Here is a 10,379-nt window from a genome sequence, read left to right as displayed (position 1 = left end):
CCTCATCTCCGGTTGCCGGAACGGGCCCTGCGCCGCCGTTCCCCCCGTGCCGAACTGCCGGCCAGCGCCTCCTGGCCGCTCCCGCCGCTGCCGTCGCCGTCGCCCCCGGCCGCGGCGAGCGCCGCCGTGAACTCCGCGACGGTCGCGTGCTCGAAGAGCAGCGCGGGGGGCACCGGCCGGCCGAGCTCCTTCTCGATGGCGAGCACCATCGCCATGCCGACCAGTGAGTTGCCGCCGAGGTCGAAGAACGGGTCGTGGACGCCGACCGCGTCGATGCCGAGGAAGGCGCCCCACAGGTCGGCCATGCGCGTCTCGGCGTCCGAGCGGGGCGGTACGTAGTCGGCGCGCAACCGCGGCCGCGGGAACCGCTCGCCCTTCGGTCCGGCCGCCGCTGCGGCGCCGACGAGGTCGTCCAGGTCGAGCATGCTCGACCAGGCGTCCAGCACGGCGCGCAGCGGCTGCCGCACGGCCATGACGCCGCCGTGGCCGCCGGCCACGACGCGGTCGAGCAGCGCGCAGCCCGCCTCGTCGGTGAAGCCGTGGGCGGCGCGGTAGGCGGCCACCCGCTCGGCGAGGCCGCCGGTGCTCTTGAGGTTCTCGGCCTGCCACACGTCGTGCCGCCACGGGCCCCAGGCCACGGAGACGACCCGGGTCGAGGGGGCGGTGGCGGCCAGCGCCTGCCCGTACGCGTCGAGGACGGTGTTGGCGGCGCAGTAGTCGGCCTCGCCGATGCCGCCGAACGCGGTGACGGCGGAGGAGTAGAGGACGAGCAGCTCGGGCCGCTCGCCGGCGGGCGTGTCCGGGCCGACCAGCTCGGCCAGCGGGCCCATGGCGAGGACCTTGGGGGCGAGCACGGCGGTGGCGTCGGCGACCGTGCGGCGCTGCGTCAGGCCGCCCGCGGGCAGGCCGGCGGCGTGGACGACGCCGTGCAGCCGGCCGAAGCGCTCGCGGGCGCGGGCCAGGGCGGCGCGCAGCTCGGCGGGGACGCCGGTGTCGGCGGTGAGCAGCAGCACCTCGGCGCCGGCCGCCTCCAGCTCGGCCACGTCCCGCAGTGTGGCCGCCACCCGGTCGCCGGCCTCCCCCGCCTGCTCTCCGGGACCGGTCTCGCTGGAGATGCCGGCCTCTCGCGGGATGCCGGTCTCGCTGGAGATGCCGGCCTCTCGCGGGATGCCGGCGTCTCTCGGGATGGGGGTGCGGCCGACGAGGGCGAGGCGGCGGACGCCGGAGCGCACGAGGTGCTTGGCGAGCGCCATGCCGAGGCCGCGGGTGCCGCCGGTGATGAGGTACGCCCCGTCGGCTCTCCACACCGTTTCCGCGCTCGTGGGGCCGTCCGGGTCGGGGACCTGCGCCCATTCGCGGATCCAGCGGCGGCCGCGCCGCCAGCCCGTCAGCGGGTCGCGGGCGCCGGGGTCCTTGCCGTCGGGCGGCTCGGCCATCAGCTCGTGGGCCAGCCGCGCCGCCGCCCGCCCGTCGGGCTCGGGGTCGAGGTCGACGCCGCTCCAGGTCAGGCCGGGGTACTCGTGCCGCACCGCGCGGCCGAGGCCGTGGGCGAGCGCCTGGTGGGGCGCGGAGGTGTCGCCGCCGAGGATCTCGGTGGCGCCTGCGGTGACGGTCAGCAGCCGTACGCCCTGGCGGCCGGGCAGGTCGCCGAGCGCCTGGACGGCCAGGAGGAGCCCGGTGAAGCCGTGCTCCACGGCGGCGCGCAGCTCCGCGTCCCCCGCGAAGACCCCGGGAGAAGTGCCCGGCGCGTCCGGGGTCAGGCCCCACAGGTACGCCACGTGGACGGGTCCGTCGCCGAGCCCGGCGAACACCTCGGCGTGGTGCGCGGGCGCGTCCGGGTCGATGGTGAGCCGCCTGCCGTCGCGGACCGGCCCGGCGGCCGGATCGGCGGTGGAGGGCCGGGGGCGGACCTCCACGACCCGCGTTCCCGCCGTTTCCGCCAGGTCGGCCAGGGCCGTGCCGACGCCGCCGGAGTCGGCGAAGACGACGAGCGGGCCGGGCAGCCGCACGGACTCCGGGAGGGCGGCCCGCGCCGGGTCCTGACGCCAGGCCGGGACGAACACGTGGTCCCCGTCCGGGCCCGCCACGCCCTCCTCGGAGACGGTGGGTCGCTGCGGGGCCGAGGTCGCGAGGTCGGGCCAGAAGCGGGTGCGCTGGAACGGGTACGTGGGCAGGCTGAGCACCCGGCCGTCGCCGGGGCGGGTGAGGTCCCACGCGACGGGGGCCCCGAGCTCCCACAGGGCGGCGCAGGCGGCCAGCAGCTCGTGGTGCGGGTCGCGGCGCTCCCCCGCGCTCCAGCGCGGCGGCAGCGTGCCGAGCACCGCCGTGGCGGCGCCGCCGGTGAGGTTCTGCCGGACCAGGCCGCCGAGCGTCTGCCCCGGCCCGAGCTCCACGAACGCCGCCACGTCCTGCTCCACACAGTGGCGCACGCCGTCCGCGAAGCGCACCGTGCTGACGAGTTGGTCGGCCCAGTACGAGGTGCCGGTCGCCTGCTCGGCGGTGAGCGGCCGCCCGGTGAGGTTCGAGACGATCGTGATGGCCGGAGCGCGGCGCGGCACCGCCTCCAGCACCGCGGCGAGCTTCTCGCGGGCCGGCTGGAGCAGCGTGGAGTGGAAGGCGTGCGCCGAGCGCAGCGGACGGCAGGCGAGGCCGGCCGCGGTCAGCGCGGCGGTGGCCGCCTCGATGTCTCCGGGCAGACCGCTCAGGACGGTCATCGCCGGGCCGTTGCGGGCGGCCACGTCCACCTCGATCCCGGCGCCGGACAGCGTGGCGGTGATCCGGTCCTCCGGGGCGGCGACCGCGACCATGCGGCCCGCGGGGACGGCGCTGATGAGGTGGGCCCGCTCGACGACCACGTGCAGCGCGTCCTCCAGGGTGAAGACGCCGGCCAGGCAGGCGGCGACGTACTCGCCGAGGCTGTAGCCGATGAGCACGTCGGGGGTGACGCCCCAGTGCTGGAGCAGCCTGGCCAGGGCGTACTCGACGGTGAACAGGAACGGGTGCGCGATGGCGGCCTGGTCCAGCGGGTCGTGCTCCGGCGGCGGCGCGTCGCCCGCGCCGGTGGGGCGGCGGCCGAGCAGCGCGGCCAGGTCGGCCTGGGCGGGCTCGGCGGCGGTGTCGCCGGCCGGGAAGAACAGCGGGCGCAGGTCCACGCCGGAGCGCCGGGCCACCAGCTCGACGCAGGTGTCCACGGCCTGCGCGTACACGGGCTCCCTGGCGTACAGCTCCCTGCCGAGGCCCGCGTACTGGTCGCCGACCCCCTGGAGCAGGAACGCGACGCGGGGGCGGCCCTTGACGCGGTGCCCGTCGCCCTGCCGGGCGGCGGCGCGCAGCCGCTCCAGCGCCTCGCCGGTGCCGGTGCAGACGAGGGCGCGGCGGTGGTCCAGCTCGGCGCGTCCGGCCTGGAGGGTGCGGGCGAGGTCGGCGAGCGGCGTCTCGGGCCGCTCGCCGAGCCACTCCGCGAGCCGTCCGGCCTGCTCGCCCAGCGCCTCCCGGGTGGCCGCCGACACGGGCAGCACGTACGCGGCCGCGGGAGAGCCGGTCTCCGAGGAAGAGGACGGCAGCGCGCTCTCCGGGATCGGCAGGGCGGGCGCCGGAGCCTGGCTGTCCGGGGCGGCCTCGACGACGACGTGGGCGTTCGTGCCCGACAGGCCGAACGAGCTGACCCCCATGAGCCGGGGCCGGTCCTCGCGCGGCAGCGGAACGGGCTCGGTGACCGGCTGGACGCTGCCGTCCTCGGGGATGGCCGCCGCCGGGGTGCTCATGTGCAGGTTGGGCGGGATGAGCCCGTTCTCCAGGATGAGCGTCGTCTTGATCAGCCCGGCGATGCCGGCCGCGGCCTGGGTGTGGCCGATGTTGGTCTTGACGGCGCCGACCCGCAGCGGCCGGCCGGGCCCGCGACCGCCGAAGACGTCGTGCAGCGCGGACAGCTCGATGGCGTCGCCCAGGTGGGTGCCCGAGCCGTGCGCCTCGACGTAGTCGACGTCGTCGGGGGCGACCCGGGCCGCCGCGAGCGCCCGGGTGATGACGTCGGCCTGCGCCTTGCGGCTGGGCGCGGTGAGCCCGTTGCTGCGGCCGTCCTGGTTGACCGCCGAGCCGCGCAGGACGGCGCGGATGCGGCGGCCGTTCGCGACGGCCCTGGACAGCGGCTCCAGCACGACCAGGCCGCCGCCCTCGCCCATGACGTAGCCGTCGGCCCGCTCGTCGAACGTCTTGCACCGGCCGTCGGCGCTCATCATCAGCCCCGCGCACGCCTGGACGTACGTGGTGGGGTGCAGGGTCAGCGACGCGCCCGCCGCTATGGCGAGCTCGCACTCGCCGCGGCGCAGGCTCTCCATGGCCAGGTGGACGGCGATGAGCGACGAGGAGCAGGCCGTGTCGATCGTCATCGTGGGGCCGATGAGGTCGAGCTGGTAGGCGATCCGCCCGGCCGCCACGCTCGACACCGCGCCCTGGCCCAGGTACGGGTCGGAGACGGCGTCGGCGCCCTGCCGCTCCATCTGCAGCCGGCCGTACTGGAGGGTGTCCATGTAGCCGACCATCACGCCGGTGCGGCTGCCAGCCAGCCGGGCGGGCGCGATGCCGGAGTTCTCCAGGCCCTCCCAGGCCAGCTCCAGCAGCAGCCGCTGGTGGGGGTCCATGCGCAGCGCCTCGCGCGGCGACAGGCCGAAGAACTCGGCGTCCCAGCCGGTGACGTCGTCCAGGAACGTGCCGTACCTGGTGTACATGGCGCCCGGCGCGCGCGGGTCGGGGTCGTAGTAGGCGTCGAGGTCCCAGCGGGAGGCGGGCACCTCGCGCACGACGTTCGCGCTGTCGCGCAGCAGGCGCCAGAAGTCCTCGACCGTGTCGCCGCCGGGGTAGCGGCAGGCCATGCCGATGACCGCGATGGGTTCGTGGCGGCGCTCCTCGGCCTCGGTGAGGCGGTGGCGGGCCTGGGCGAGTTCGACGGTGGCGCGCTTGAGGTAGGCGCGGAGCTTGTCCTCGGTCCCCATCGGGCGTGCCTTTCCGGTCGTGGGCGTCACGGGGTCACAGTTCGTTGTCGATGAGGGCGAAGATCTCCTCGTCCGAAGCCGAGTCGATCTTCTCGATGACGTCGCCGGCGGCGTTGGGCCCGGCGCCGAGCCGGTCGAGGGTGGCCTGCAGGAGCGACACGAACCGCTCGCGCAGGGCCTCACCCTCGCCGTTCGCCGCGGCGATCATGTCCTCGACCCGGTCGAGGGTGGTGCGCAGCGTGTCCTCGGGGGACGGCGACGGGGGTGCGAGGGTGCGGAAGAGGTAGTCGCTCAGCGTGCTGACGGTCGGGTGGTCGAAGACGAGCGTCGGCGGCAGGCGCAGGCCGGTGTCGGCGTTGAGCCGGTTACGCAGCTCGACGGCCGTGAGCGAGTCGAAGCCGAGCTGGTTGAAGGCCCGGTCCACCTCGATGTGATCGGCGCTACCGTGGGCGAGGACGGCCGCGACGTGGGCGCGTACGGTGTCGGTGAGCAGCCGCTGCGCGTCGGTGCGGGGCAGGGCCGCGAGGCGCTGGACGAGCGCCGCGGGTCCTCCGGTGGCGGCGGCGGCGTTCCCGGCGGTACGGCGGGGCGCCCGGACGAGGCCGCGCAGCACGGACGGCAGGTTCCCGGCCTCGGCGCGGGCCCGGAGCCCGGCGTTGTCCCAGCGGGCGGCGACCACCCGGGCCTCGGTTCCCGTCAGGGCGCAGTCGAACAGCTCCAGGCCCTGCTCGGCGGTCAGCGGGGCGACGCCGGCCCTGGCGAGGCGGGCGTGGTCGGCGGCGGTGAGGCCGCCGGTCATCCCGGAGTCGGTGTCCCAGAGTCCCCAGGCGATGGACACCGCCGGAAGACCCAGCCCGCGCCGGTGCTCGGCCAGGGCGTCCAGGAAGGCGTTGGCCGCGGCGTAGTTGCCCTGACCCGCGTTCCCCAGCACCCCCGCCAGCGACGAGAACAGCACGAACAGGGAGACATCCCCGCTCAGCTCGTGCAGATGCCAGGCCGCGTCCGCCTTCGGAGCCAGAACCGTGTCCATCCGCTCCGGCGTCAGCCCCTCGACCACCGAGTCGTCCAGCACTCCGGCCGTGTGCACCACCCCAGCCAGCGACGGCACCCCCTCCAGGAGAGCACCCACCGCCTCACGGTCGGCCACGTCGCAAGCCGCCACCCGTGCCGAGGCGCCCAACGCCGTCAGCTCCGCCACCAGTTCACCGGCTCCCGGAGCATCCGGACCGCGGCGCGAGACCAGCACCAGCTCCCGCACCCCATGCCGCTCCACCAGCCGCCGCGCCACCAAAGCACCGAGCCCGCCGGTGCCACCCGTCACCAGCACTGCACCCGCGATCTGCTCCAGGTGGGACGCCGTCTCCTGACCGCGGCGAGCCAGGCGGGGCACCAGCACCTTGTCCCCCGCCACCCGCACCTGCGGCTCACCGACCGCCACCACGCGCGCCCAGTCCGAGAACCCCTCCTCCACCTCGGCCAGCACGAACCGGTCCGGCTGCTCCGACTGCGCCGACCGCACCAACCCCCACACCGCACCCGCCGCCACATCACCCGGCCGCGTCGCGAACACCACCAGCTCAGCAGCCTGACCGGCCACCGCCTCCAGCACCCGCCCCGTCAGAGCACGCACCGCCGACGGCACATCCGAACCCTCGGACACGCACCACACCACCGACGGCACCACACCGGTGACCCCACCAGCCGGAGCCTCCACCCACTCCACCCCGTACGACACGGGCGAGGACGAGGAGGCGGGCCGGGCGGCGGCGGCGCGGACGCGCAGCGCGTCGATGGAGAGCACCGGCTCGCCCGCCGCGTCCGCGGCCTCGACGACCGCGTCGTCCCCGGAGCCGGACACCCGGACCCGGAGCGCCGACGCCTCCGTGGCGTGCAGCCGGACCCCGCCGAAGGCGAACGGCAGCCGCAGCTCGTCGCCGTCGGCGGCCAGCACGAGCGGGTGGAAGGCGGCGTCCAGGACGGCCGGATGGATCCCGTACCCGGCCACCTCGACGCCCTCGGGGGCCGTCACCTCGGCGAACAGCTCGTCCCCGCGCCGCCACAACCCCCGCAACCCCTGGAACGCCGCCCCGTACTCGTAACCACGCTCCGCCAGCCGCTCATAACCACCCTCCACCTCCACCGGCACCGCACCGGCAGGCGGCCACACGGCCGCCCACGACGCGGAGCCGGGCTCGGGCGCGGAGTCGGCGAGCACGCCCGAGGCGTGCCGCCGCCAGCCGTCCCCGTCCGACGAGGCGGTACGGGAGTACACGGCCACGGCGCGGCGGCCGTCGGCGTCGGGACGCTCCACGGTGACCTGCACGGTGACGGCCCCGGACTCCGCCAGGAGGAGCGGCGCCTCGATGACCAGCTCCTCCAGCACGGACGCCCCGGCGTGGACGCCGCCCTCCAGCGCGAGCTCCACGAACGCCGCGCCCGGCAGCAGGACGCCGCCCTGCACCGCGTGGTCGGCGAGCCACGGCGCGCCGCTGAGCGAGAGCCGGCCGGTCAGCACCCAGCCGTCGTCCGCCACCGGCACGACCGCCGTCAGCAGCGGGTGCCGGGCGTCGTCGATGCCCGCACCGGCGACACGGCCGGCCCGCTCGCGGTCGCCGAGCCAGAACCGGCGCCGCTCGAACGGGTACGTGGGCGGGTCCACGCGCGGGTGCGGCGCGGGGCCGAGCGCGTCGGACCAGGCGACGTCGGCGCCCAGCACCCACGCCTGGCCGAGGGCGGCGAGGAAGCGGCTCCGGTCGCCCGCGCCGCGGCGCAGGGTCGCGCAGACGCCCGCACTGACCCCGGCGTCGTCGCAGATGTCGCCGGTGTCGCCGCCGAGCACGGGGTGCGGGCTGACCTCGACGAACAGCGGCGTCCCGGTGAACGAGCGGATCGCCTCCTCGAACAGCACCGGGTTGCGCAGGTTGTCGTACCAGTAGCGGGTGGTCAGGCGGGCCGGCTCGACGACCGCGCCGGCCAGCGAGGAGCAGAAGACGGTCTCGGTGGGGCGCGGCCGTACGCCGTCGAGCGTGGCCAGCAGCTCGTCGCGCAGCGCCTCCACGTGCGGGGTGTGCGAGGCGTAGTCCACCGCGATGCGGCGCACCCGTACGGCGTCACCGCAGGCCGCGGCGAACTCGTCGAGCGCGCCGGCCTCGCCCGCCACCACGCAGGAGGCGGGGCCGCTGTGCACGGCCACCCACAGCCGTCCCGCCCACGGCGCGATCCGCTCCCCGGCCTGGGCGGCGGGCAGCGCGACGGCGAGCATGCCGCCGGTGCCGCTCAGCCCGGTCAGGGCGCGGCTGCGCAGGGCGACGATCCTCGCGGCGTCGTCCAGCGACAGGGCGCCCGCGACGCAGGCCGCCGCGATCTCGCCCTGCGAGTGACCCACGACGGCGCCGGGGTGGACGCCGTACGAGCGCCACAGCGCGGCCAGCGACACCATGACGGCGAACAGGACCGGCTGGATGACGTCGGTGCCCTCCAGCTCGGGCGCGCCGCCGGTGCCGCGCAGCACGTCCTCGACCGCCCAGCCGGTGTACGGCCGCAGCGCCGCGTCGCACTCGCGCAGCCGGGCGCGGAACACGTCGCTGGAGTCGAGCAGGTCCACGGCCATGCCGGCCCACTGGGTGCCCTGGCCGGGGAACAGGAACACCGGCCGGGCCTCGGCCGGCGCCTCGCCCGTGACGGCGGCGGCGTGGGGGGTCCCGGCGGAGACGGCCTCCAGCGCGGCGGTCAGCTCCTCGCGGTCCGCGGCGACGACCACGGCGCGGTGCGCGAACCTCGCCCGGCCCGCCAGCGCCCGTCCGGTGGCGGCGAGGTCCGCGCCCGTGACGCGGCTCGCGTGCTCGCGCAGCCGGCCGGCCTGGGCGCGCAGCGCGGAGGCGGTCTTGGCGGAGAAGGCCCACACGATCGGCCCGGCGCCGGGGGGCTCCGCGTGCTTCACGGACTCCGCGGGGTCGGGGCGCTCCGCGAGCTTCACGGACTCCGCGGGGTCGGGGGCGCTCTCCAGGATGACGTGCGCGTTCGTGCCGCTGACGCCGAAGCTGGAGACGCCCGCCCGCACCGGCCGGTCGGCGGGCAGCTCGACGGGCTCGGTCAGGACGCGCACCCCGCCGGACGCCCAGTCCACGTGCGGCGTCGGCTCCTCCACGTGCAACGTGCGCGGCAGGCGGCGGTGCTCCAGGGCCTTGACCATCTTGATCACCCCGGCGACGCCGGCCGCGGCCTGGGTGTGGCCGATGTTCGACTTGACCGATCCCAGCCAGACCGGCCGGTCGCCGCCGCGGGCCCGGCCGTAGGTGGCGAGCAGGGCCTGCGCCTCGATCGGGTCGCCGAGGGTCGTGCCGGTGCCGTGCGCCTCGACGACGTCCACGTCGAGGGTGTCGAGCTGGGCGTCGGCGAGCGCCTGCTGGATGACCCGCTCCTGGGCGGGCCCGCTGGGCGCGGTCATGCCGTTGCTGGCGCCGTCCTGGTTGATCGCCGAGCCGCGGATCACCGCGAGGACGCGGCGGCCGTGGCGCTGGGCGTCCGAGAGGCGCTCCAGCGTGAGCACGCCCACGCCCTCCGACCAGGCGGCGCCGTCGGCGGTCGAGGAGAACGACTTGCACCGGCCGTCGGGGGCGAGCGCCCGCTGGCGGCAGAACTCGATGAACGGCACCGGGGACGCCATGACCGACACCCCGCCGGCCAGGGCCAGCGAGCATTCGCCCCGGCGCAGCGCCTGCACGGCCAGGTGCAGGGCGACCAGCGACGACGAGCAGGCGGTGTCCACGGACAGGGCCGGCCCCTCCAGGCCGAGGGTGTAGGAGACGCGGCCGGACATGACGCTGGAGGCGCTGGAGGTGAACAGCGTGCCCTCGACGGCCTCGGGGGTGACGTCCAGGAACCGGGTCGAGTAGTGCTCGTACATGTTGCCCGCGTACACGCCGGTGCGGGAGCCGCGCAGCGTCGCCGGGTCGATGCCCGCCCGTTCCAGCGACTCCCAGCACGACTCCAGGAACAGCCGGTGCTGCGGGTCGGTGGCCAGCGCGCTGCGCGGGCTCATCCCGAAGAACGCGGCGTCGAAGTCGGCCACGTCGCCGACGAAGCCGCCCTGCCGGGTGTAGGACTTGCCCCACGCCTCGGGGTCGGGGTCGAACAGGCCCTCCAGGTCCCAGCCGCGGTCGGCCGGGAAGTCGCCGATGGCGTCGCCTCCGGTGTCCACCAGCTCCCACAGGTCGTCCGGGCTCCCCACCCCGCCGGGATACCGGCACGCCATGCCCACGATCGCCACCGGCTCGTGCCGGCGGCCCACGTCCTCGGCGAGGCGCTGGCGGGTCTCCGCCAGCTCGACGGTGGCGCGCCTCAGGTAGTCGCGGAGCTTGTCCTCGGTCCCCATCAATCAACCCTTCG

The 10,379-nt window shown here is 76.3% G+C and carries 2 protein-coding genes; both read right to left on the bottom strand.

Translation table 11 applies throughout. The features are described from left to right. Nucleotides 1-2 precede the first annotated feature (2 nt). Nucleotides 3-4,991, bottom strand: coding sequence for a type I polyketide synthase (locus tag HD595_RS25530; RefSeq protein WP_253773175.1), 4,989 nt, complete (start codon nt 4,989-4,991; stop codon nt 3-5). 34 nt (nt 4,992-5,025) lie between these two features. Continuing rightward, entirely contained in the window at nt 5,026-10,365 is a 5,340-nt protein-coding gene (locus HD595_RS25525) for a type I polyketide synthase (RefSeq protein ID WP_253773173.1), read from the bottom strand. Between the last annotated feature and the right edge of the window lie 14 nt (nt 10,366-10,379).

Source organism: Nonomuraea roseoviolacea subsp. carminata (assembly GCF_024172185.1).
Classification (GTDB): Bacteria; Actinomycetota; Actinomycetes; order Streptosporangiales; family Streptosporangiaceae; genus Nonomuraea; species Nonomuraea roseoviolacea.
This window is presented reverse-complemented; position numbering and strand designations above follow the sequence as displayed.

Coding starts and splice junctions, on each gene's coding strand:
- HD595_RS25530 (WP_253773175.1), bottom strand. CDS start 4,991: ATGGGGACCGAGGACAAGCTCCGCGCCTACCTCAAGCGCGCCACCGTC.
- HD595_RS25525 (WP_253773173.1), bottom strand. CDS start 10,365: ATGGGGACCGAGGACAAGCTCCGCGACTACCTGAGGCGCGCCACCGTC.